Consider the following 20,699-nt stretch of genomic DNA (forward strand, 5'->3'; position numbering starts at 1 on the left):
ATGCTCTACCGCCTCGGAAGGACGGCCTACCGCAAGTGGCCGTTCTTCCTCGTGGGGTGGCTCATCGCCCTCCTCGCGCTCGGCGGATTCGCCGCCGCGAAGTCGCGGCCGATGACGTCGCAGTTCACGATTCCCGGCATCCCCTCGCTGCAGGCCGCCGAGACGCAGAAGGAACTGTTCCCGGATCAGCCCGCCGCCGACAAGCAGGTCAACGGCCAGCTCGTCATCAAGGCACCGGCCGGGCACACCCTCGCCGAACAGCCCTACAAGGGCCAGGTCGACGAACTGATCAAGAAGGTCAGCGGCGTCCAGCAGATGCCGAAGACGAAGCTCGCCAACCCCGCCGAAGCCGGCCCCGCGATGAAGCAGCAGATCGTCGCGCAGGCCACGAAGCAGGGCACGCCCAAGGCTGTCGCGGAGAAGAACGCCGAGGCGCTCTCCCCGCTGAGCAAGGACGGCCGCATCGGCACGGTGTCGTGGAACTTCGCCGTCGACAACATCATGGACATCAAGCCCGAGACGCAGCAGAGCATCCTCGACGCGGCCAAGGCCGCCGAGGAGAACGGGCTCACCATCGCGGCCGGCGGCCAAGGCATGCAGGAGATGATGCAGCCTGGCGCCACCTCCGAGCTCATCGGCATCGGCATCGCGCTGCTCGTCCTCGTCCTGACCTTCGGCTCGTTCGTCGCCGCGGGCATGCCGATCCTCAACGCCGTCATGGGCCTCATGCTCGGCATGATGGGCATCACCGGCGCCACCGCGTTCTTCGACCTGCCCGAGACGACGACCGCGCTCGCCTCGATGATCGGCCTCGCCGTCGGTATCGACTACGCGCTGTTCATCCTGTCGCGCTACCGCGCGGAGCTGCGCCACGTCGACATCAAGAGCCAGGCCGACCGTGAGCACGCCATGGGCCGCGCACTCGGCACGGCCGGTTCGGCGGTCGTCTTCGCCGGCCTCACCGTCATCATCGCGCTGTCCGCGTTCGGCGTTCTCGGTATCAGCATGCTGACGGCGATGGGTCTCGGCGCGGCCGGCACCGTCACGCTCGCCGTCATCACGTCGCTGACGCTGCTGCCCGCCCTCATGGGCATGCTCAAGACGAAGGCGTTCGCCGGTCGGGTCCGCGAGGACAAGGCCGCCGACGAGTTCGACCACGACTCGACCAACGGCTCGGTGCGCCTCGCGCGCGGCATCCGCAAAGCCCCGTGGGCGGTCGCACTCGCTGTCGTCGCGCTGCTCGCCGCCCTGGCCTCGCCGGTGCAGCACCTCCACCTCGGCTTGCCGTCCGACGCGACGGCGCAGAAGGGCACGGAGGCTCGACAGAGCGCCGACCTGCTCGCCGAGGGCTGGGGCTCGGGCAAGAACGCGCCGATGATCGCCATCATCGACGGCCGTGAGATCGACGGCGGCCAGAAGGCCCAGATGGGTGCCTACGCCAAGGTCGTCGAATGGGCGGCCAAGGACGAGAACGTGGCCAACGCACAGATCGTGCAGATGGCGAAGAAGGGCGACGGCGCCGTCGTCATGGTGACGCCGAAGACGGGCCCGGCCGACAAGGCCACCGACGAGATGCTGGAGCGTCTGCGCGACCAGCAGGCCGCCACCGAGAAGGCCACGGGCACGAAGCTCGGCATCACCGGCCAGACGGCGATCGCGGCGGACGTGTCGGAGAAGCTCGCCGACGCCCTGCCGAAGTACCTCGCCATCGTCGTCGGCCTCGCGTTCCTGCTCCTCGTGCTCGTGTTCCGTTCGATCGTCGTGCCGCTGCTCGCCACGCTGGGCTTCCTGCTCTCCGTGCTCGCGACGCTCGGTTTCACGACGAAGCTCGTCACCGACGGCACGTTCGGCATCTTCGAGCCGCAGCCGATCATGAGCTTCATGCCGACGCTGCTCATCGGCATCGTGTTCGGGCTCGCGATGGACTACCAGGTGTTCCTCACGACCCGCATGCGCGAGGCCTACGTGCACGGCACGGAAGCGCGTGACGCCGTCATCGACGGTTTCCGCCACTCGGGCCGCGTCGTCGTGGCCGCTGCTCTCATCATGATCTCGGTGTTCGCCGCCTTCGCGGCACAGGACAACGCGCTCATCCGTGAGATCGGCATCGCGCTCGCGGCAGCGATCGTGTTCGACGCCTTCCTCGTGCGCATGATCCTCGTGCCCGCCATCATGCTCATGCTCGGCGACAAGGCCTGGTGGATGCCGAAGTGGCTCGACAAGATCCTGCCGAACGTCGACGTCGAGGGCGAGAGCCTCGCCCAGCACGGCGCTCGCCCGGGGACGCCGGCCGTGGCCGGCGCAGCTGCTGTGTCGGGCTCGGCGGCCGCTGGTGGCGCCACCCCGGCGTCCACGGTGGCGAAGGTCTTCGAAGGCGAGAGCCACAGCGAGCCGAAGCACCTGGCCGACGACAACGACACGGTGCGTGACGACGGCTACAAGCCGAAGCACTGACGCATCGAAGAACTGCGGCGGGCGCGAACCTTCTCTGGGGAGGGTTCGCGCCCGCCGTTCGTCTCACCAGCTCGACTTCGTGACTCCCGGTAACTGCCCGTCGTGGGCCATCGCGCGAAAGCGCACGCGCGAGAGACCGAATCGCGTGAGGTGGCCGCGCGGCCGCCCGTCGACGACATCACGGTTGCGCAGCCGGGTCGGGCTGGCGTCACGTGGCAACGCAGCGAGCTCACGGACGGCGAGGGCCACCTCGTCGGGGCTGCCCGTGCGGATGCGCTCCTTGAGTTCGGCTCGCCGGTCGGCGTACCGGGCCACGATCTTTCGCCGCTCGGTGTCCTTTGCGATCTTCGACTTCTTGGCCATCAGCGGATCTCCTTGAACACGACGTGCCGGCGCACGATCGGGTCGTACTTGCGCAGTTCGAGCCGGCCGGGGGTGTTTCGACGGTTCTTCTGCGTGATGTAGCGATAGCCGGTGCCGGCGCTCGACTGGACGCTGACCTTCGGGCGTACGTCGCTCCTCTTGGAGGCCATCAGAGCTTCACTCCCCTCGCCCGCAACTCGGCGACGACGACGTCGATACCGCGCTTGTCGATGGTGCGAATGCCGCGTGGGCTGACGGTGAGGCGCACGGTGCGCCCGAGGCTCGGCACCCAGTAGCGCCTCTTCTGGACGTTGACGTCGAACCGCCTCTTGCTGCGCACGTGGCTGTGCGAGATCGAGTGGCCGAAGCCCGGCACAGCGCCGCTGACCATGCATTTGCGTGACATGCTGCTCCTCGGATACAAAATGAGAACGGTTTTCATTTCTAGCACGAGGAAAGAGGGGTAGCAACCGTGAAGAAGGGCATCCACCCCGCCTACGAGCGCGTGGCGTTCCGGGACTCCACCACCGGCGCCGTGTTCGTCACGCGATCGACGCTGCGCCCGAGCGAGACCATCGACATCGACGGTGACGCGGTGCCGGTCGTCAACGTCGAGGTCTCCAGCGACTCGCACCCGCTCTGGACGGGCAAGGCGCGCGTGCACGACAGCGAAGGGCGCGTGGCACAGTTCAACCGCCGTTACGGACGAGGACGCACGGCGTGAGCGGGCAGGGGAACAGCGCAACGCCCACCGTCGTCATCACCAGCGTCGAACAGAGCGCAGCCGACACCACGGCCATGAGTTTGCTGTTCGACCTGCCGAAGCCTGTCGTCGTCACGCACTCGTTCGGGGCTGACGGGACGAGCCTCGTGCGCACGGTGAGCGACGTGACCGGCCTGCTGGATCGCACGACGATCGACCTCGAACACGCCTGCGTGCCGTGCGCGATCCGCGAGGACGTGCTGTCGACGATTGCCGGCATCGCGAGCAGCGGCCACTGGTCGAGCATCATCGCGAGACTGCCGATCGGAGCTGAGGCGACGTAGCTGTGCCGGGTTGCCTCCTATGAGCCGAACACGCTCGGCGGAGCACGGATCGCAGCCGTCGTGAACGCGGTCGACGGATGTGACGCCGTCCGGCACCTCACCGGGCCCGAGCTGCTGGTCGAACGAGAGTTGCCCACGTTCGAAGGTGACGTGCGCGGCACCGCCGAGGTGGCGACGACCCTGCTCGAGTACGCGGATGTCATCGCCGTCGACGGCGAACTCATGCCCGAATGCTCGACGCTCGTCCGCACGCTGGCGCGCCCGGGTGCGCAGGTGGTCGAGAAATGGTCGCAGTGGGACGCGACAGCGCTTCTGCCCGGCGTGCACGACGTCGAAGCCATCGAGAAGTGGGTCGCCGAGACGCCACCCGCCCAGATCGGGGACTCGTGCGAGGACGGTGTGTGGCGCGTGCGGCTTCGCTCCGAACGTGCCGTACACCCCGAGCGCATCCAGGAGAACCTGCCGGAACTCGGCGGCGGCGCGTTCCGGACGCGCGGCTGCTTCTGGGTGCCGACCCGGCCGGAGACGCTGTGCGTGTGGGACGGCGCAGCGGGTCAGCTCAACATCGGCACGGCGGGGCGCTGGCGCCGTCCGGCCGCGCGGCGTACGGATTTCGTCGTCACCGGGCTCCTCGCGCACGGCGACCCTCGCGACGAATTGCGTCGAGCCTTCGAAGCGGCCCTGTGCACACCCGCCGAACTCGACACGCTCGCAGCCGTGTGGAGCACCGACGAAGACGGACTCGAGCCCTGGCTCGGCGACATGAAGGAGTACCACTGATGGCCGTTCCGAAACGAAAAGTCTCACGCGCCAACACCCGCTCGCGACGAGCGAACTGGAAGGCGGTGCCCGCGGCGCTCGTCCCCGTCGCCGTGGACGGGACGTTCTACCGGGTTCCGCGGCGTCTCGCCCGGGCCGTCGAACGAGGGCTCATCGACCCGCCCACAGAATCACGCATCGACGAAGGAGGACGACGATGAAGGTGCGCAAGTCCCTGCGCTCACTCAAGGACCAGCACGGCTCGCAGGTTGTTCGCCGCCGCGGCAAGACCTACGTCATCAACAAACAGAACCCGCGCGTCAAGGCTCGTCAGGGCTGAGTCGGCCACGTCGACGCTGGGCGGTGCACGCACGTGGTCGGTGTGTGCGTCGCCCAGCGCACACGGCGCCGACGTCTGCGTGGCCGAGCCCGGGCAATCGGGCTGCGAGTTACTCGCCCGTCTCGGTTAATCGTCGTTAACCTAGGCGGCATGACCGCGACGACTGAGGCACCCAGCACGCACACCGACGACAGCACCGACATCCTGGCGCGCGCCCGGACGCAGGTGCTCGAGAACGGGCAGCCGCTCGGCTACGACGACCTCGTCGAGGTGCTGCGCACCGGCGACGACCGACTCGAGGAGTTGCTGCAACTGGCCCACGACGTGCGCCTTCGCTACAACGGTGACGAGGTCGAGGTCGAGGGCATCGTCAGCCTCAAGACGGGCGGGTGCCCGGAGGACTGCCACTTCTGCTCGCAGTCGGGCCAGTTCACCTCCCCGGTGCGCTCGGTGTGGCTCAACATCCCGCAGCTCGTGCGCGCCGCGAAGCAGACGCGCGAGACGGGCGCGTCGGAGTTCTGCATCGTCGCCGCCGTGCGCGGGCCCGACGAGAAGCTCATGACGCAGATGCGTGAGGCCGTGAAGGCCATCCACGCCGAGGTCGACATCCAGGTCGCGGCGTCGCTCGGCATGCTCACCCAGGAGCAGGTCGACGACCTGCGCGACATGGGCGTGCACCGCTACAACCACAACCTCGAAGCGGCGAAGTCGTACTTTCCCGACGTCGTCACGACGCACTCGTACGAGGAGCGTTTCGAGACGTGCCAGATGATCCGCGAGTCGGGCATGGAGCTGTGCTGCGGTGGGCTCGTCGGCATGGGCGAGACGCTTGAGCAGCGCGCCGAACTCGCGTCGCAGCTGGCTGAGCTCGACCCGCACGAGGTGCCGCTCAACTTCCTCAACCCGCGCCCGGGAACGCCGTTCGAGAACATCGAGCCGATGGAGTCGAACGACGCCCTGCGCACCATCGCCGCGTTCCGCCTCGCGCTGCCGCGCACCATCCTGCGCTACGCGGGCGGCCGTGAGTTGACGCTCGGCGACCTCGGCACGCGCGACGGCCTCATGGGTGGCATCAACGCCGTCATCGTGGGCAACTACCTCACGACGCTCGGGCGTGACCCGAAGGAAGACCTGTCACTCCTGTCGGACCTCAACATGCCGATCAAGGCGCTCAACGCCACGCTCTGAGCGCCGCCCCGCACCGACTTCGTCCGCTCCCGATCGCCTCGCGTTCGGGAGCGGACGTCTCACCCTTCGAGGAGACCTTCCTGATGAGCGCTACGAGCGACACGGGCGTCGCGGACGTCACCGCGACGTACTGCACCCGGTGCGGCAAGCTGCCCGACGAGGCCGACCACACCGCCTGCGCGCGCTGGCTCGCCGCCGAGGAACCGCCCCGCTTCTGCGGTCAGTGCGCGCGCCGGATGAAGGTGCAGGTCGTCCCGACGGGGTGGTCGGCCGAGTGCTCCCGCCACGGCGCATTGAGCGGCGGCGCAGGAGTCTGACCCGCTGGGGCGTGCGCTAGCTGGTGACGTTTGCTGCGGTTGGCTGCGTTGCAACGTCACCAAGCGCAGCAAACGTCACCAACCAGCGTGTCCACAGCAGTGACGGCCGAGGCTTCTGTCCACAGGCCCCGTCCGAGGCTTCTTGTCACCCCGGCCCAGGCTCCTGATGCTGGCTCCATGAGCACCCATCAACCGCCCGTGCGGAGCGTGACGACGGCGCAACTGACGCGCGCAGGTCTCACCTCACGTCAGATCGATGCCTTAGTGCGCTCGGGCAAGCTCGAGCGAATCGGCCGAGGCGTCTACGTCGAGAGCCTCGACGTAGACGCGGCAAGCCCGGAGTCACGGGTACGGGAGCATCTCGTCCGAGCTGTCGCCTTGTGCCGATCCTCCTCCGGGGCTTACCTCGTGGGACCGAGCGCGTGCCTTGCGCTCGGACTTCCCCTCCTCGTTCTTCCCCGCGACGTTCACATCGCGCGCGCCTCGTCCCGTGTTCAAACCCGCAGGCTCGGGCTGCGCGCACACCGTCCGTGGTCGCATGACATCCGAACACTCGACGACCTCGGGGTGGACGTGCAATGCCCCGAAGCAGCCATCGTCGAACTGGCAGCACGCGAGGGTGCGCTGCACGGACTCGTGCCTGCTGATGTCGCGATCCGGCACGAAGACGTGCGGTTCGAACGTGTCCTGGCTTCCTGGGGCAAGCGCCACGGCATCGCCCAGGCCCGGCTCGTCGCCGAACTCGCCGACGGCCGTCGCGAATCGCCCTTGGAAACGCAAACCGCGTGGCAGGCGCACGGGGAAGGGATCCGTCTTGAGCCGCAGACCGTCATCCGCGACAGGGCGGGCGAGTGGATGGCCACGGTCGACTTCACCGTTGCGGGATACAAGGTCGTCGTCGAGGTCGACGGTTTAGGCAAGTACCGACGCCCGGACGACCTGAAGAAGGAACGGGTGCGTCACAACCAGATCGAGGAGCTCGGGTGGCTCGTTGTCCGTGTCATCGCAGACGACCTGCGGTTCGGTCGGTTCGTGCCGCGCCTTCACGCGGCAATGGCGCGCGCCGAGCGCCGCTAGCTGGTGACGTTTGGTGCGCTTGGCTGCGTTGCAACGTCACCAACCGCAGGAAACGTCACCAGTTAAGCGTCGGTTGGGGCTGGGGCTGCTGCCGCGTCCGCCTTTTTCAGGCAGACCATCACGGCCAGGACGAGGGCCACCACGGCGAGGAGGTGCACGGCGAGGGCCGCGATGTCGCTGACGAAGCTCAGCAGGAGCACGAGGGCCGCGAGTACCGCAAGGATGACGGCGTAGCGGCGCAGGAACGGGGCTGCAGCGCGGTTGCCGACGAGAAGGGCCTCCGGCGAACGACGGGTCGTCGCCGTCCGGATCGACACGCGGCCACCGAACGGGAGGCGTCCGTCGTCGGCACCGCGCGCCACCCACGTCATGACACCGGCAATGACGAGAAGCGCGACAGCACCGACCATGGCGGCCACCGAGAGGTCCGAAAGCATGTGCCCCAGGGTAGCGAGGAACACCGGCTCCAGAGGCACCGGCTGAGAACCCGGACGGCGCGCCCGCGGGCAGCCTGCCACCCTGCTGGCGCAATCGTGCCCCGCGGAGTCAACGGCGTACCGCCAGCGCCGACCCGCGCGACGAAGCGCGGCCTCACCATCCCCGGGATCCAGACGACCCTGCGCGCCAAGAGCGGCCACCGCGACTGGAGCGACCCCGCCTTCCGCCTCCACTCGCCGACGCGCAGAGTCGGGTCGAGTCGGTCGATGCCAGAGGTGCCTCACCCCTTCCCCAGGTGAAAGGATGAGGGCCATGCCCACCCCCGACGTCGCACGGCTGCTCGCCTCGGATCGTGACCACCTGTGGCACCCCTACTCGAGCGCCACGAACCCTGCGACGACGCGGTTCGTCGAGTCCGCGCACGGGCCGCGCCTCACCCTGCGTGACGACGACGGCGCATCGCGCGAGGTGCTCGACGCCATGAGCTCTTGGTGGTGCGCCATCCACGGCTACAACGTGCCCGAGCTCAACGCCGCCGCCGAGGCGCAGCTGCAGCGGATGAGTCACGTCATGTTCGGCGGCCTGACGCACGAACCCGCCGTCCGCCTCGGTGAGAAGCTCGTCGAGATCGCGCCCGCACCAGAGGCCGACCGACCGAAGCTGACGCGCGCGTTCCTCGCCGACTCCGGCTCCGTCAGCGTCGAGGTGGCCCTCAAGATGGCCCTCCAGGTCTTCGCCGCCGACGACCGTCCGCGACGCACCGTCCTCACGATCCGCGGCGGTTACCACGGCGACACCCTGCACCCCATGAGCGTCTGCGACCCCGACGGCGGCATGCACTCCCTCTGGCGCGGCACGCTGCCACAACAGCTCTTCGCCCCGCTCCCACCTGCAGGCCTTGAAGCCGACCCTGACGAACTCGAGGCATGGAAGCGCGAAACCGCTTCCCTATACAGGGAACACGCCGACGAGATCGCGGCCGTCATCGTCGAGCCACTCCTGCAGGGCGCCGGCGGTATGCGCATCTACGACCCCGAATGCGTGCGATTCCTCACCACCCTCGCCCGCGAGCACGGCGCGCTCGTCATCTTCGACGAGATCGCCACCGGCTTCGGGCGCACCGGCACCTACTGGGCTGCCGACCGCATCGGCATCACGCCCGACATCCTCTGCCTCGGCAAGGCCCTCACCGGCGGCTACCTCACGATGGCGGCCGTGCTCTGCAGCGACGACCTCGCCCGCACCATCAGCGAGCGCACCGGCGCGATGATGCACGGCCCCACCTTCATGGGCAACCCACTTTCGTGCGCCGTCGCGCTCGCCAGCATCGACCTCCTCGACACCGAACGTCTCACCCGCGCAGCCGAATTCGCCGACACACTCGACACCCACCTCGCTCCCCTGCGCGAACTCCCACACGTCGCGGATGTTCGCACGCTGGGTGCGGTCGGCGTCGTCGAGCTGACCCACGACGTCGACGTCGACGCGGCCACGGCAGCCGCCCTCGACGCGGGCGCATGGATCCGCCCCTTCCGCCGCCTCATCTACACGATGCCGCCGTTCGTCTGCACCGACGACGACCTGGGCACGATCTGCGAGGCTGTCACCGCCGCGGTCCACGCATGCGCCCCGGCGAGCGAGCAGGCGCCGTGAACCAGTACCTCGACGCCCTCGACGCCGCCGCGAAGCTGCGCACCGAGCGCGACCTCGCCCGCACGGCCGAGGCCGACCAGCTCGACGGTGTCCGCATCGACCTCGCAGGCAACGATTACCTCGGCCTGCGGCGCCACCCCGCGGTGCTCGAAGGCGCACGGCGAGCCCTCGACGAAGCCGGCGGCGGCGCCGGCGCGAGCCGCCTCGTCACCGGAACGCATGCCGTCCACACGACGCTCGAAGCCGAACTCGCCGCGCACATGGGGCACGAGTCCGCGCTTGTGTTCTCCACCGGGTACCACGCGAACCTCTCCGCCATGACGGTGCTCGGCACCGCCGACACCCTCGTCGTCAGCGACGCTCACAACCACGCGAGCCTCATCGACGGCATGCGCCTGGCCAAAGCTCGCGTCGCCGTCACACCGCACCTCGACGTCGAAGCCGTGCGTCGCGCCCTCGCCGAACGCACCGAGCCGCGCGCCGTCATCGTCGTCGAGTCGATCTTCTCCGTGCTCGGCGACGCCGCCGACCTGCCCGCGCTCCTCGCGCTCGCCGTCGAGCACGACGCGCTGCTCGTCGTCGACGAGGCGCACGGCCTCGGTGTCGCGGGTAAGGGCGGCGAGGGGCTCGTCAGGGCTGGCGGCCTCCTCGACGGCGAGGGCGCCGACCGCGTCGTCGTCACGGTCACCCTGTCGAAGTCGCTCGCGAGTCAGGGCGGCGCGGTTCTCGGGCCGCGATCGCTGCGGGAACACCTGCTCAACACGGCACGCCCGTTCATCTTCGACACGGGCCTCGCGCCCGCGTCCGCTGGGGCCGCGCTCGGAGCCCTTCGTCATCTCGTCGCGCATCCCGAGCTCCCTGGTCGAACTCTCGCTGCAGCAGCCGCCATCGCCGACGCCCTCGGCGTCGAGCCGTCGGCCGGGGCCGTGCTGTCCAAGCCCATGCCGTCACCCGCCGAAGCACTGGCCGCCGTCGACGCGGCCCGCGCGCAGGGTCTGCGTATCGGGTGCTTCCGCCCGCCGAGCACGCCGGACGGCATCAGCCGCCTGCGCGTCACCGCCACGGCGGGACTCACGGATGCGGAACTCGACGACGCCAGGCGTATCCTCGGCGCCGTCGCCAGCACGTTCGAAGGAGCACAATGAGCGCCCCCGTCATCCTCGTCACCGGCACCGACACCGAGGTCGGCAAGACGGTGACGACGGCCGCCGTCGCCGCGGCACTTGCCGCGCAGGGCATGCGGATCGCCGTCGTCAAACCTGTCCAGACGGGCCTGGCCCCGGGTGAGCCGGGTGACGTCGACGAGGTCGCCCGCCTGGCCGGCACCGAGGGCGTGACGACGCACGAGTTCACCCGCCTGCGCGACCCCCTCGCGCCCGACGCCGCCGCGCGCCTCGCCGGCACGAGCATCCCGACCGTCGCGGAGCACGCCGAGCGCGTCCTCGAGATCGCCGACCGCGACGACGTCGACACCGTCATCGTCGAGGGCGCGGGCGGCCTGCTCGTCCACCTCGACGGCGGGGGCGCCACCCTGGCCGACCTCGCTATTCACCTGCGCGACAATGGCGTTCGCGCGGGCTTCGTGCTCGTTGTCGCGCCCCGTCTCGGCACGCTCAACGTCACGGCCCTCACCGCCGAGGCGCTGCGCCACCGGGGCCTCGACCTCATCGGCTACGTCGTCGGCAGCTACCCCGACGAGCCCGGCCTCGCCGAGCGCACGAACCTCGACGACCTGCCGAACGCCGCCGGCGCGCAGCCGCTCGGGCGCCTGCCGGAACGTGCGGCCCAACTCGACCCGAACACCTTCCGAAACAACGCAAGCAAGTGGGTGCACCTGTGATGTTCCGAACCGACGGCCGTCTCGCCGATGGCCGCACGATCCGCTGGTACGACCGCGAGGAGGGCCGCGAAGCCGTGCCCGACCGGCGCGATCTGCCCGAGACGACGCCCATGTCGCAATTGCGCTACGACGTCCTCACCGACGAGTACATCGTGCTCGCTGCGCACCGTCAGAACCGCACCTTCATGCCGCCGGCGAACGAGTGCCCGCTGTGTCCGAGCCGCCCGGACTACGCGAGCGAAGTGCCCTCGGAGGACTACGAGGTCGCCGTGTTCGACAACCGTTTCCCGGCGCTCTCGGACGCCGTCACGGACGTCGAGGAGATCGACGACCCGCTGTTCGCCTCGGCGCCCGCGTACGGCGCGTGCGAGGTGGTCTGCTTCAGCTCGAACCACAACGCCTCGTTCAAGGACCTGTCGCTCGAGCAGGCCCGCCTCGTCGTCGACACGTGGGCCGACCGGACGCGCGAACTCTCCGCGCGCGAGAGCGTCGAGTACGTCTACCCGTTCGAGAACCGCGGCGCCGAGATCGGTGTCACCCTGCCGCACCCGCACGGCCAGATCTACGCCTACGACATGGTTCCGCCGCGGGCGCGCAAGGAACTCGACGCCGCCCGTCGCCACCACTCGCGCACCGGCCGCAACCTCTTCGGCGACATTCTGAGCCGCGAGCTGGCGGAGGGGTCGCGCATCGTCGCACAGAACGCGACGTGGGTGGCGTTCGTGCCGTTCGCGGCGCGCTGGCCCGTCGAGGTGCACCTCTACCCGCGCCGTCAGACGCCCGACCTCGCGGCCCTCGACGAGGCGCAGCGCGACGGCCTCGCGGAGCTCTACCGCGACGTCCTCGGCCGTTTCGACGCGATGTACGACGCCCCGCTGCCCTACATCTCGGCGTGGCAGCAAGCTCCTGCGAAGGATGACCACCCGGACCGTCGCCTCGCGTGGCTGCACGTCGAGCTGTTCTCGATCCGGCGCAGCGCGGACAAGCTCAAGTACCTCGCAGGTACCGAGTCCGGCCAGGGCGCGTTCAGCAACGACGTGGCGCCCGAGGCGGTGGCCGAGCGCCTGCGCGAGCTGGGAACGTCGCGATGACGCAGGAGATCACCTCGAGCGACTCGCAGAGCCGCCTGCTCGCCGAAGCGGAAGCGCTGTTCGCGCGCGAGTTCGGCGACGTCACGCCGGACGGCGCGTGGTGGGCGCCCGGGCGCGTCAACATCGTCGGCGAGCACACGGACTACAACGGCGGCTACGTCCTGCCCATCGCTCTGCCGACCGGCACCGTCGCCGTCGCGCGGCGTCGTGACGACGACCTCGTCCGGCTCGTCTCCGAGGGCAAGCGCGTCGAGGTGCGCCTGGGCGACATCTCGCGCGAGGCGTCGCTCGGCTGGGCTTCGTACGCGGCCGGCGTCGGCTGGGCGGCCGCGCGTGACGGCCTCGACGTGCCCGGCCTCGACATCGCGTTCGCGGCCGACGTGCCGCGCGGTGCCGGGCTGTCGTCGTCCGCCTCGCTGAGCTGCTCGACCGCGAGCGCCTGGAACGACTTGGCCGGATGGGGCCTCGAGCGTCCGGCCACCGCCCGCCTCGGCCGTCTCGCGGAGAACGAGATCGCCGGCGCGCCGACGGGAACGATGGACCAGATGGCCTCGGTGCTGTGTGAAGCCGGTTCCGCATTACGCCTCGAAACGCTGACGAACGACACCGAGCAGGTGCCGTTCGATCTCGACTCGGCCGGGCTCGTCCTGCTCGTCGTCAACTCCCACGCGCCGCACGAGCTCGTCGACGGGGCCTACGGCGAGCGCCGTCGCTCCTGCGAGGAGGCCGCTGATCTGCTCGGCATCGAGCGAGGTCACCTGTGCAGTGAGGTCGACGGACGCGACGTCAGTGCGGTCGATGCGCGCCTCGAGGAGTTGCCCGACGTTCCGCGCCGCCGCGCGCGCCACGTCATCACCGACTCGGCGCGGGTGCTTGCCGTGCACGAGGCCCTGGGGGCCGGCGTCACGCGCGAGAGCGCTCCCGCCGTCGGCCGGGTGCTCAGCGCGTCGCACGCCAGCATGCGCGACGACTTCGAGATCACCGTCCCGGCCGTCGACACGCTCGCCGCGGCCCTCGAGGACGGCGGCGCGTACGGCGCACGGATGACGGGCGGCGGCTTCGGCGGCTGCGTCATCGCCCTCATCGATGCAGACCGGGTCGACGACGCCGTGGAGCTTGCGAAGCAGCGTGCCGCGAAGGGTGGCTTCGCCGAGCCGGAGCCGTTCGTCGCTCTCGCGAGTGAAGGTGCCAAACGTCTGAAGTGACCTCAGACGGCGGGCAGTTCGGCGCGCGCCATGCGTGACGCCCAGCGCAGGAGAGCGACGTCGTCGGTGAGGCCGTTGGGCCGCGAGTCCGGGATGACGTCCTCCACGTCGACGAGGTAGACGAGCGCTGCCACGACGAGGCGCAGACGTGCCTTGCCGGTGATGCTGGTGGTGTGTGGGTCGTCGTGGCCGTCCACGGTGAGCATGCCCTCGTCGACGTAGGCGTCGACGACCGAGCAGATGATGTCGAGGTCAAGCCCTTGCGCGCCCTCGTACAGGCGCGGGTCGCTCTTGCGCTTCGACTCGACGCTGGCGAGCAGCCTGTGCAACTCCGTGCGGGAGGCGATGAGTGACGCCGCCCGGAGCCGCGCGCGCCGGAACGCTGCCGACGTGAGAATGCGCGCTTCGGCGGAGGGCTGGGTCACGGCGACAAGAGTAGGCCTCGTCGGGCCTTCATGGGCACGTATTGGACGCCTTATCCCGAACGTGCGACCTGATCACGGGGATCTGCGCAGGAGCCAGACACCCTGGCGGTTGTCGGTGGCCCGTGGTTGGCTGATGTCGAGCCGTTGAACTCCGCACTTCGAGCGAAGGAGCTCCCATGCCCACCCGTGACACGAACTGGCCTGCAGGCACCCCGAACTGGGTCGACTGCTGCTTCGACGACGTGAAGAAGGCCGGCGACTTCTACGCCAAGCTCTTCGGCTGGGACGTGCAGGAGGGCCCGGCCGAGATGGGCGGCTACGCACTGTGCTTCAAGCACGGACGATCCGCCGCTGCCATCACACCGCGTATGGCGCCAGAGGTTCCCACGGCGTGGTCGACGTTCTTCGCCTCCGACGACGTCGATGCCACCGCCGAGGCGGTGCGCGCCGCGGGCGGCAGCGTCATCGCCGAGCCGATGAGCGTCGCTGGTGCAGGCCGCATGGCGTTCTTCACCGACGCCGAGGGTGCCGCGTTCGGCGCCTGGCAGGGCGGTGAGCACCACGGTTTCGGCATCTTCAACGAGTCTGGCTCCGTGGGTTGGAACGACCTCATGACGCGAGACCTCGAGGGCGCGAAGGCGTTCTACGGCAAGGTCTTCGGGTTCAGCTACGACGAGATGGGCGCCGACTACGTCACGTGCAAGCGCGCCTCCGACGGTGAGGTCGTCGCCGGAATCCATCTCGCGGGGCACCTGCCGGACGAGGTCCCGGCGAACTGGCTCACGCACTTCGTCGTGGCCGACCGCGACTCGAGCGTCGCCATCGTCGAGGAGCTCGACGGCGAGGTGCTCATGAGCTTCGACACCCCGTTCGGCCCCGAGGCCACCATCCGCGGCCCCGAGGGCGAGGTCTTCAACGTCATCTCCTACACCGCGGAAGCCGAGGAGGAGGCGGAGCACGATCGCGACGCCGAGTGACGAGCAGGTGAGGTGAGCCGGCCCTGACCCAGGAAAATCCCGGGTACTTGTCAGGTCTGCCGGTTCCGGACGAGAGCCTTCTCCTAGGTGGACGCGGTTGGCTGTGGGGACACTGCTTCATTCCACGCGAAGGACCATCATGACGAGCTCCACGCCCGCGAATTCCTCAGCCGCGACGGCACCCACTCGTACGTTCGCAGCACTCGTCGGCGTCGCGTCGCTCGCCGTGCTGCTGCAGGGCCTGTGAGCCGGATTGTTCATGTCGACGCCCGACACCGACCCTGAGAAGACGCCCTGGCTCGAGGTCCATTCGTGGTGCGGGAAGGCCGCCATCGGGTTCGCGCTCCTCGCCACGGTGTGGGCGTTCCTGAAGCTGCGTGAACGCACCGACCTGACCTTCGGTGCGCTGGCGTTGACGGTGCTGTTGATCCTCGAGCCCTATCTCGGGGGGCTCATCGTGGACGAGGGCAAGGACGTCATGGCCGCCGTCCATGTCCCGCTGGCGATGGCGCTCATGGGCCTGGCGGTGTGGCTCCCGCTGCGGGCCCGAAAGCGCTGACTCCACCGTGAGGACGAGCCTCGGATGCGACACGCGTCCGGGGCTCGTCGTTTGGAACAATGGGTGCATGCACAGCCTCGCCGACACCCAGCCCGCCATCGCCCTCGGAGCCCTCGACGGCCGCTACCGCGGCGCCGTCGCCCCGCTCGTCGACCACCTGTCGGAGGCCGCGCTCAACCGGATGCGCGTGCACGTCGAGGTCGAGTGGCTCATCCACCTCACCGACGCCGGCATCCTCGACGGCGTGCGCGCGCTGGTCGACGGCGAGAAGGAGGCGCTGCGCGACGCCGTGGAGCAGTTCGACGGTGACGACATCGCCGAACTCGCCGAGATCGAGCGCGAGACGGTGCACGACGTCAAGGCAGTCGAGTACTACCTCAAGCGCCGCCTCACGCAGATCGTGGCCGACGCGGGCCACGACGACGCCGAGCAGCTCTCGGAACTCATCCACTTCTGCTGCACGAGCGAGGACATCAACAACCTCAGCTACGCCCTCATGGTGCAGCGTGCGACGCAGCAGGTGTGGCTGCCGAAGGCGACGACGCTCGTCGAGCAGGTCGCGACGATGGCCCGTGACATGCGTGACGTGCCGCTCCTCGCGCACACCCACGGCCAGCCCGCGACGCCGACGACGATGGGCAAGGAGTTCGCGGTGCTCGCCCACCGCCTGGGCCGTCAGCTGCGCCGCATCGGTGGGCAGGAGTACCTCGGTAAAATCAACGGAGCCACCGGCACGTTCGGTGCGCACACGGCTGCCGTGCCGAGCGCCGACTGGCCGGCACTGAGCAAGTCGTTCGTCGCGGGCCTCGGCCTCACGTGGAACCCGTTGACGACGCAGATCGAGAGTCACGACTGGCAGGCCGAGCTGTACGCCGACATGGCGCGCTTCAATCGCATCCTGCACAACCTGTGCACCGACGTGTGGACCTACATCTCGATGGGCTACTTCGCGCAGGTGCGCGGCCAGGGCACCGTCGGATCGTCGACGATGCCGCACAAGGTGAACCCGATCCGCTTCGAGAACGCCGAGGCGAACCTCGAGGTCTCGAGCGCTCTGCTCGACGTTCTCGGCTCGACCCTCGTCACGTCGCGCCTGCAGCGCGACCTCACGGATTCCTCGATGCAGCGCAATATCGGCACCGCATTCGGGCACTCGGTGCTGGCCATGGACAACGTCGCGCGGGGCCTCGGCGGTCTCGACCCCGTGCCGGGCGCCATGGCCAAGGACCTCGAAGCCAACTGGGAGGTGCTCGGCGAGCCCATCCAGACGGCGATGCGCGCGCTCGGCGCCCAGGGCGTGCCCGGGATGGAGCAGCCCTACGAGCGCCTGAAGGAACTGACGCGCGGACGCCGCATCACCGGCGACGACCTGCGCGAGTTCGTGCGCGGCCTCGACCTTCCCTCCGACGTCGAGGCGCGTTTCCTCGAGATGACGCCTGCCACCTACATCGGCATCGCACCTCAGCTCGTCGATTACCTCGAGGTCTGACGAACCTGCGCTCACGCGACGCCCTGCCCGCAGCTGTGCTCCGCGGGCAGGGCGTCGTGCTGCGCGACGACAGGCGGCGTCAGGACACAACGTACGACCGCGCCACCACCGCACCCGAGCGACCCGCGGCTCTCACCCCCTAATCACCCCTTGGGGCGGAGTGATTCGCCTATAGTTCTTGCATGTTCCGGGGGCATCGCGCAGTCACTGCGCGTGGGGAACGGCCCCAGCCCTGCGTCGGCCGGGAAGGCGATGAATTCGATGACCGCATCCGATCTGCTCTACGACGTCGGGGCCATCGCGGCCTTCGCCATCGTCGGCTGCGCGCTCCAGGCGCTCGGCTACTTCATGACCGATCTGCTGACGCCGGGTCGCCTCGCCGACATCATCTGGCGTGAGCGCAACCAGAACGCGGCGATCCTCGTGTCGGCGAACCTCATCGCCGTCGGCCTCATCGTCTTCACCGCCATCCGCTCGTCGCACGACGGCCTCGCGGCGGGTCTCCTGAGCACTGCCGTTTACGGCATCCTCGGCCTCGTCTTCATGGCCCTGAGCTTCTTCGCCCTCGACGCACTGACGCCGGGCAAGCTGGGCGCGTTGCTGCTGCAGGAGGACAGGCACCCGGCGGTCTGGGTGTCGGCGGCGGCTCACATCGCGGTCGCGCTCATGATCTGCGCCGCCATCTCCTGATCGGCGCTCCCATGACCCACGACGCGCTGACCATCCGCCCCGGCTCGCACCTCTCGCTCGCGGGCGCTCCCGCGCGCGTCGAGGAGACCCTCGAACTCACCGTCGACGACTTCACCTGGCACTCGCACCGCCTCAGCGGGCATCCGGACGCCGATTGGCTCACTGTCGAGGACGACGAGGGCACGCTCAGCCTCACCCTGTGGAAGGACCGCCCGGCCCTGCCCGAGCGCGGCGAGCCTGGCGATCGCAACGTCGTCTGCGACGGCACGAAGCTGCGCCGCAACGAGGACGGCACGGGCACCTACCGCAGCCTTCCGTCGGGGCGCTCGGGCCGTTACGCCTACGCCGACTACCGCCTCGGCGGCACGCTCGTCGCCTTCGAGCGCTTCGACGACGGCGCGTGGGAGCCGTCGACCGGCCGTCACATCCCGGCGTTCGGCGTGCAGGTCACCGGGGGTTCGTCGTGACCCTTCACGCCATCGCGTCGCCGTTCGTCGACACCTGCGCCGCCGACCTGCGCCTGGGGCTCGGCTTGGCCCCTGTGGAGCATCTCGCCACCTGCTTCGTGGCGGGTGCCGACCTGCGCGTGCTCGGGGCCTCGCACCAGGTCGTCATCGAGACGGAGGACGAGCCGTTCACCGAGACGATCGCCTACCTCCCCCACGTCCCGATGCCTCTGCCGGAACGCCACACCGCGCCCGGCTACTCGCTGCGCACGAGCGTCACGCACCTGGCTCCGGACGCCCTGCGCGACGCGGTCAACGCGTTCGTCCCTGCGCTCGGCGAGCGTGACGACGCCGTCGTCGCGCGCTTTCCCGGGCATGACCTCGCGTTGACGGCCCTCGTCGCCGAGCGCCGCGACGACGTCCTCACGTGGCGCACCTGGCACGTCTACCCGCAGCACGGAGAACTGGTCGAGACCGCGTCCTCGCTCGACCTGCAGCGACGGAGGGATCCGGCATGAAGCGCACCGTCAACGTACTGCTCGTCGCGGCCCTCGGCCTCGGGTTGAGCGGCTGCGGCACGAGCAAGGAAGAGGAAGCCTGCCGCGAGCAGCAGCGTCAGATGGCGCGAGCGCAGGGCTTCACGCCCAACGAGCGGGCCGTCAAGGAGGCCTGCGACAACGATCACCGCAGCTCGACGACGCGCCGTCACGGTAGTTCCTTCCGCGGTGGCGGTTCGGGCAGCGGAAAGTGAGCGACGCTGTTCGCAGCGTTCGCGCGATCGAGGTGAGCCGTGCGCTCACCGTCTGAGGCTCCCCGCTTCGCCCGCGCCCTCGTCTTCGGCGCCGTCCTGCTGTGCGCCGCATGCGGTCTCGTCTACGAGCTCGCGCTCGTCGCGCTCGGCTCGTACCTGCTCGGCAACTCGATCACGCAGACGTCGATCGTCCTGTCGGTCATGGTGTTCGCCATGGGCATCGGCTCGCTCGCCGCGAAGCGCCTCGGCGGCCAGGCGGCCCGCAACTTCGCCCTGATCGAGCTGGCCCTCGCCGTCATCGGCGGCACGAGCGTCATCGTGCTGTACGCCGCCTTCGCGTGGTGGTCGCTCTACGGGCCAGCGCTCGTCGCTCTCGCCTTCACGATCGGCGCGCTCATCGGTGCCGAGATCCCCCTGCTCATGACGTTGCTGCAGCGCATCCGCAAGCAGGATGCGTCGGAAGCCGTCGCTGATCTCTTCGCCGCCGATTACGTCGGCGCCCTCGTGGGTGGCCTGGCGTTCCCGTTCCTCCTGCTGCCCCTCTTCGGCCTGCTCCGCGGCACACTCGCCGTCGGCGCCGTCAACGCCCTCGTCGGTGTTGCCTTGTGCCTGTGGGTGTTTCGTGACTCGTTCACGACGTGGGGGCGGCGCCTCGTCGGCGGCGCGCTCGCCGTGACGCTGGTCGGGCTCGCGGGGCTTGCCTGGTTCTCGGGGAAGTTCGAGCTGTCCGCGCAGCAGCGCATCTACCGCGATCCGATCGTCGTGAGCGAGCGTTCGGCCTACCAGGACATCGTCGTCACGTCCGGCCTCGACGGACGCGACGTGCGGCTGTTCCTCAACGGTGACCTGCAGTTCTCGACGCTCGACGAGTACCGCTACCACGAGGCGCTCGTCGCTCCTGCGATGAACGGGCCGCGCACGAAGGTCCTCGTGCTCGGCGGGGGCGACGGACTCGCGGCACGGCGGGTGCTCGAGTATCCCGGCGTCGAGAAGGTGACGCTCGTCGACCTCGACCCGGCGGTGGTCGATCTCGCGCGCACGCGGCCCGAATTCCTCGCGGCCAACGCCGATGCGATGGACGACCCGCGCCTGACCTATCGCGCCGCCGATGCGTTCACGTGGCTGCGCACCCAGAACGAGACGTTCGACGCCATCGTCGTCGACTTCCCCGACGCCGACGACGTGGCCACCGCGAAGCTGTACTCGCAGGAGATCTACGGGCTGATGAACAGGGCCCTCGCCCCCGGCGGCCGCATGGTCGTCCAGAGCGGCTCGCCGTTCTTCGCCCGCGAGGCTTACTGGACGACGGAGGCGACCCTGCGCCGCGCCGGGTTCGCGACAACGCCGTACCACGTCGACGTGCCGAGCTTCGGCGACTGGGGCTTCCACCTCGCGACGCGCTCGTCGACGCCGCCGTCGCTCACGCTGCCCGATGACGCCCCGGCGCAGCGCTTCGTCACGCAGGACGTGCTGCGCGCCGCTGCCGTCTTCCCGCCCGACCGTGGCCGGATGCCCGTGAAACCGTCCACCCTGCTGTCGCCCACGATCCTCGACGCGCAGAAGGGCGCCTACCGGGGCTACTGAGCCCGA

Annotated in this window: 27 protein-coding genes; 22 read left to right on the top strand and 5 right to left on the bottom strand. The window is 69.5% G+C overall.

What is annotated here, in order from left to right; all coding sequences use genetic code 11:
* Window positions 1-2,454 (top strand): MMPL family transporter, encoded by a 2,454-nt coding sequence (locus IM689_RS02290; protein WP_227484424.1) that lies wholly within the window; start codon window positions 1-3, stop codon window positions 2,452-2,454.
* Between the two features lie 63 nt (window positions 2,455-2,517).
* On the opposite strand, the gene rpsN is transcribed toward IM689_RS02290, so the two are convergent.
* From rpsN to rpmB, 3 genes are read right to left on the bottom strand one after another with little or no spacing between them, the layout of a single operon-like run.
* Window positions 2,518-2,817 carry a 30S ribosomal protein S14 gene (gene rpsN, locus IM689_RS02295; RefSeq protein ID WP_193642699.1) on the bottom strand — a complete coding sequence of 100 codons (300 nt, stop codon included), beginning with the start codon at window positions 2,815-2,817 and terminating at the stop codon, window positions 2,518-2,520.
* Entirely contained in the window at window positions 2,817-2,987 is a 171-nt protein-coding gene (rpmG, locus tag IM689_RS02300; protein WP_129666252.1) for a 50S ribosomal protein L33, read from the bottom strand. The genes rpsN and rpmG overlap by 1 nt, the downstream gene beginning before the upstream one ends.
* Window positions 2,987-3,223 (bottom strand): 50S ribosomal protein L28, encoded by a 237-nt coding sequence (gene rpmB / locus IM689_RS02305; RefSeq protein WP_047310659.1) that lies wholly within the window; start codon window positions 3,221-3,223, stop codon window positions 2,987-2,989. The genes rpmG and rpmB overlap by 1 nt, the downstream gene beginning before the upstream one ends.
* A gap of 66 nt (window positions 3,224-3,289) precedes the next feature.
* Here rpmB and IM689_RS02310 point away from each other — a divergent pair, with 66 nt between their 5' ends.
* The 8 genes from IM689_RS02310 to IM689_RS02345 all read left to right on the top strand — a co-directional run bounded on the left by IM689_RS02310 (window position 3,290) and on the right by IM689_RS02345 (window position 7,545).
* A complete protein-coding gene (locus IM689_RS02310; RefSeq protein ID WP_047310660.1) occupies window positions 3,290-3,541 on the top strand; it encodes a type B 50S ribosomal protein L31 in 252 nt (83 codons plus the stop codon).
* Window positions 3,538-3,864, top strand: coding sequence for a hypothetical protein (locus IM689_RS02315; protein WP_193642700.1), 327 nt, complete (start codon window positions 3,538-3,540; stop codon window positions 3,862-3,864). The genes IM689_RS02310 and IM689_RS02315 overlap by 4 nt, the downstream gene beginning before the upstream one ends.
* Window positions 3,865-3,924: 60 nt before the next feature.
* Entirely contained in the window at window positions 3,925-4,644 is a 720-nt protein-coding gene (locus tag IM689_RS02320) for a GTP-binding protein (protein WP_193642701.1), read from the top strand.
* Window positions 4,644-4,844, top strand: coding sequence for a 50S ribosomal protein L32 (gene rpmF / locus IM689_RS02325; protein WP_129666246.1), 201 nt, complete (start codon window positions 4,644-4,646; stop codon window positions 4,842-4,844). The genes IM689_RS02320 and rpmF overlap by 1 nt, the downstream gene beginning before the upstream one ends.
* Window positions 4,841-4,963: a type B 50S ribosomal protein L36 gene (ykgO, locus tag IM689_RS02330; protein ID WP_193642702.1), complete on the top strand. Its 123-nt coding sequence runs from the start codon at window positions 4,841-4,843 to the stop codon at window positions 4,961-4,963. The genes rpmF and ykgO overlap by 4 nt, the downstream gene beginning before the upstream one ends.
* A gap of 150 nt (window positions 4,964-5,113) precedes the next feature.
* Window positions 5,114-6,151 carry a biotin synthase BioB gene (gene bioB, locus IM689_RS02335; RefSeq protein ID WP_118912969.1) on the top strand — a complete coding sequence of 346 codons (1,038 nt, stop codon included), beginning with the start codon at window positions 5,114-5,116 and terminating at the stop codon, window positions 6,149-6,151.
* 83 nt (window positions 6,152-6,234) lie between these two features.
* The gene (gene bsaP, locus IM689_RS02340; RefSeq protein ID WP_193642703.1) at window positions 6,235-6,468 is read left to right on the top strand and encodes a biotin synthase auxiliary protein BsaP; all 234 of its coding nucleotides are present in this window, start codon (window positions 6,235-6,237) and stop codon (window positions 6,466-6,468) included.
* Window positions 6,469-6,645: 177 nt separating this feature from the next.
* Window positions 6,646-7,545: a type IV toxin-antitoxin system AbiEi family antitoxin domain-containing protein gene (locus IM689_RS02345; RefSeq protein WP_193642704.1), complete on the top strand. Its 900-nt coding sequence runs from the start codon at window positions 6,646-6,648 to the stop codon at window positions 7,543-7,545.
* Window positions 7,546-7,607: 62 nt separating this feature from the next.
* Here the strand turns inward: IM689_RS02345 and IM689_RS02350 are convergent, their stop codons facing one another.
* Entirely contained in the window at window positions 7,608-7,982 is a 375-nt protein-coding gene (locus IM689_RS02350; protein ID WP_193642705.1) for a hypothetical protein, read from the bottom strand.
* A 313-nt stretch (window positions 7,983-8,295) separates the two neighbouring features.
* Here IM689_RS02350 and IM689_RS02355 point away from each other — a divergent pair, with 313 nt between their 5' ends.
* From IM689_RS02355 to galK, 5 genes are read left to right on the top strand one after another with little or no spacing between them, the layout of a single operon-like run.
* Window positions 8,296-9,636: an adenosylmethionine--8-amino-7-oxononanoate transaminase gene (locus IM689_RS02355; RefSeq protein ID WP_193642706.1), complete on the top strand. Its 1,341-nt coding sequence runs from the start codon at window positions 8,296-8,298 to the stop codon at window positions 9,634-9,636.
* Window positions 9,633-10,781: an aminotransferase class I/II-fold pyridoxal phosphate-dependent enzyme gene (locus IM689_RS02360; protein WP_319803762.1), complete on the top strand. Its 1,149-nt coding sequence runs from the start codon at window positions 9,633-9,635 to the stop codon at window positions 10,779-10,781. Before IM689_RS02355 ends, IM689_RS02360 begins: the two co-directional genes overlap by 4 nt.
* Window positions 10,778-11,476, top strand: a complete 699-nt coding sequence (bioD, locus tag IM689_RS02365; protein WP_193642708.1) for a dethiobiotin synthase — start codon at window positions 10,778-10,780, stop codon at window positions 11,474-11,476. Before IM689_RS02360 ends, bioD begins: the two co-directional genes overlap by 4 nt.
* A complete protein-coding gene (gene galT / locus IM689_RS02370) occupies window positions 11,476-12,567 on the top strand; it encodes a galactose-1-phosphate uridylyltransferase (RefSeq protein WP_193642709.1) in 1,092 nt (363 codons plus the stop codon). Before bioD ends, galT begins: the two co-directional genes overlap by 1 nt.
* Window positions 12,564-13,772, top strand: a complete 1,209-nt coding sequence (gene galK / locus IM689_RS02375) for a galactokinase (RefSeq protein WP_193642710.1) — start codon at window positions 12,564-12,566, stop codon at window positions 13,770-13,772. Before galT ends, galK begins: the two co-directional genes overlap by 4 nt.
* 2 nt (window positions 13,773-13,774) lie before the next feature.
* Here galK and IM689_RS02380 read toward each other — a convergent pair whose 3' ends face one another.
* Window positions 13,775-14,197, bottom strand: a complete 423-nt coding sequence (locus IM689_RS02380; RefSeq protein WP_193642711.1) for a YkvA family protein — start codon at window positions 14,195-14,197, stop codon at window positions 13,775-13,777.
* A 176-nt stretch (window positions 14,198-14,373) separates the two neighbouring features.
* On the opposite strand from IM689_RS02380, the gene IM689_RS02385 reads away from it, so the two are divergent.
* The 8 genes from IM689_RS02385 (at window position 14,374) to IM689_RS02420 (ending at window position 20,693) form a co-directional block, all read left to right on the top strand.
* On the top strand, window positions 14,374-15,174 hold the full coding sequence (locus tag IM689_RS02385; RefSeq protein ID WP_193642712.1) for a VOC family protein: 801 nt from the start codon (window positions 14,374-14,376) through the stop codon (window positions 15,172-15,174).
* Between the two features lie 259 nt (window positions 15,175-15,433).
* The gene (locus IM689_RS02390) at window positions 15,434-15,733 is read left to right on the top strand and encodes a COX15/CtaA family protein (RefSeq protein ID WP_193642713.1); all 300 of its coding nucleotides are present in this window, start codon (window positions 15,434-15,436) and stop codon (window positions 15,731-15,733) included.
* A gap of 67 nt (window positions 15,734-15,800) precedes the next feature.
* Entirely contained in the window at window positions 15,801-17,222 is a 1,422-nt protein-coding gene (gene purB / locus IM689_RS02395; RefSeq protein WP_193642714.1) for an adenylosuccinate lyase, read from the top strand.
* Between the two features lie 261 nt (window positions 17,223-17,483).
* Window positions 17,484-17,912: a DUF350 domain-containing protein gene (locus tag IM689_RS02400; protein ID WP_129666219.1), complete on the top strand. Its 429-nt coding sequence runs from the start codon at window positions 17,484-17,486 to the stop codon at window positions 17,910-17,912.
* An 11-nt stretch (window positions 17,913-17,923) separates the two neighbouring features.
* Complete coding sequence (locus IM689_RS02405; RefSeq protein WP_052946813.1) at window positions 17,924-18,379, top strand: DUF4178 domain-containing protein; 456 nt, start codon at window positions 17,924-17,926, stop codon at window positions 18,377-18,379.
* Window positions 18,376-18,876 carry a DUF2617 family protein gene (locus IM689_RS02410; RefSeq protein ID WP_193642715.1) on the top strand — a complete coding sequence of 167 codons (501 nt, stop codon included), beginning with the start codon at window positions 18,376-18,378 and terminating at the stop codon, window positions 18,874-18,876. Before IM689_RS02405 ends, IM689_RS02410 begins: the two co-directional genes overlap by 4 nt.
* Complete coding sequence (locus tag IM689_RS02415; protein ID WP_118912982.1) at window positions 18,873-19,109, top strand: hypothetical protein; 237 nt, start codon at window positions 18,873-18,875, stop codon at window positions 19,107-19,109. The genes IM689_RS02410 and IM689_RS02415 overlap by 4 nt, the downstream gene beginning before the upstream one ends.
* Before the next feature lie 39 nt (window positions 19,110-19,148).
* Window positions 19,149-20,693 carry a polyamine aminopropyltransferase gene (locus IM689_RS02420; RefSeq protein WP_193642716.1) on the top strand — a complete coding sequence of 515 codons (1,545 nt, stop codon included), beginning with the start codon at window positions 19,149-19,151 and terminating at the stop codon, window positions 20,691-20,693.
* Window positions 20,694-20,699: the final 6 nt, after the last annotated feature.

The sequence above is a fragment of the Dermacoccus barathri genome, assembly GCF_015070805.1.
GTDB lineage: Bacteria > Actinomycetota > Actinomycetes > Actinomycetales > Dermatophilaceae > Dermacoccus > Dermacoccus abyssi.

Coding starts and splice junctions, on each gene's coding strand:
- bioB (WP_118912969.1), top strand. CDS start 5,114: ATGACCGCGACGACTGAGGCACCCAGCACGCACACCGACGACAGCACC.
- bioD (WP_193642708.1), top strand. CDS start 10,778: ATGAGCGCCCCCGTCATCCTCGTCACCGGCACCGACACCGAGGTCGGC.
- bsaP (WP_193642703.1), top strand. CDS start 6,235: ATGAGCGCTACGAGCGACACGGGCGTCGCGGACGTCACCGCGACGTAC.
- IM689_RS02390 (WP_193642713.1), top strand. CDS start 15,434: ATGTCGACGCCCGACACCGACCCTGAGAAGACGCCCTGGCTCGAGGTC.
- IM689_RS02350 (WP_193642705.1), bottom strand. CDS start 7,982: ATGCTTTCGGACCTCTCGGTGGCCGCCATGGTCGGTGCTGTCGCGCTT.
- IM689_RS02355 (WP_193642706.1), top strand. CDS start 8,296: ATGCCCACCCCCGACGTCGCACGGCTGCTCGCCTCGGATCGTGACCAC.
- IM689_RS02405 (WP_052946813.1), top strand. CDS start 17,924: ATGACCCACGACGCGCTGACCATCCGCCCCGGCTCGCACCTCTCGCTC.
- galT (WP_193642709.1), top strand. CDS start 11,476: ATGTTCCGAACCGACGGCCGTCTCGCCGATGGCCGCACGATCCGCTGG.
- IM689_RS02385 (WP_193642712.1), top strand. CDS start 14,374: ATGCCCACCCGTGACACGAACTGGCCTGCAGGCACCCCGAACTGGGTC.
- galK (WP_193642710.1), top strand. CDS start 12,564: ATGACGCAGGAGATCACCTCGAGCGACTCGCAGAGCCGCCTGCTCGCC.
- rpsN (WP_193642699.1), bottom strand. CDS start 2,817: ATGGCCAAGAAGTCGAAGATCGCAAAGGACACCGAGCGGCGAAAGATC.
- IM689_RS02345 (WP_193642704.1), top strand. CDS start 6,646: ATGAGCACCCATCAACCGCCCGTGCGGAGCGTGACGACGGCGCAACTG.
- ykgO (WP_193642702.1), top strand. CDS start 4,841: ATGAAGGTGCGCAAGTCCCTGCGCTCACTCAAGGACCAGCACGGCTCG.
- rpmB (WP_047310659.1), bottom strand. CDS start 3,223: ATGTCACGCAAATGCATGGTCAGCGGCGCTGTGCCGGGCTTCGGCCAC.
- rpmF (WP_129666246.1), top strand. CDS start 4,644: ATGGCCGTTCCGAAACGAAAAGTCTCACGCGCCAACACCCGCTCGCGA.
- IM689_RS02415 (WP_118912982.1), top strand. CDS start 18,873: ATGAAGCGCACCGTCAACGTACTGCTCGTCGCGGCCCTCGGCCTCGGG.
- IM689_RS02400 (WP_129666219.1), top strand. CDS start 17,484: ATGACCGCATCCGATCTGCTCTACGACGTCGGGGCCATCGCGGCCTTC.
- purB (WP_193642714.1), top strand. CDS start 15,801: ATGCACAGCCTCGCCGACACCCAGCCCGCCATCGCCCTCGGAGCCCTC.
- IM689_RS02290 (WP_227484424.1), top strand. CDS start 1: ATGCTCTACCGCCTCGGAAGGACGGCCTACCGCAAGTGGCCGTTCTTC.
- rpmG (WP_129666252.1), bottom strand. CDS start 2,987: ATGGCCTCCAAGAGGAGCGACGTACGCCCGAAGGTCAGCGTCCAGTCG.